Origin of the sequence: Streptomyces lushanensis, from assembly GCF_001700515.1 — a bacterium.
GTDB classification, from domain to species: domain Bacteria; phylum Actinomycetota; class Actinomycetes; order Streptomycetales; family Streptomycetaceae; genus Streptomyces; species Streptomyces lushanensis.
Genome location: NZ_MAUD01000028.1, coordinates 412 through 619, shown reverse-complemented (window position 1 = coordinate 619; position 208 = coordinate 412). Strand labels below are relative to the sequence as shown.

The following is a 208-nucleotide window of genomic DNA, read 5'->3' as shown; positions in this document are numbered from 1 at the left end:
GTACTCCTCCTGGCCGACGCGGTTGATCGCCGCGATGAAGTACTCGTTGGCGACGGCCGCGGCGGGCTGCTCCAGCTGCCAGAGATAGGCGGACAGACCGCGGGAGGTGGCGGACGGGTTGTAGACGAGCTGCGCGCCGTTCAGCCCGAGCTGGCGCCAGCCCTCGGGGAAGTGGCGGTCGTAGCAGATGTAGACACCGATCCGGCCG

At 69.2% G+C, this 208-nt stretch carries 1 protein-coding gene; it reads right to left on the bottom strand.

Going from position 1 to position 208, the window contains the following annotated elements:
• Positions 1 to 208, bottom strand: a 208-nt coding sequence (locus BFF77_RS32725) for a nitrilase-related carbon-nitrogen hydrolase (protein ID WP_281196219.1), incomplete at both ends; no start/stop codon positions are given.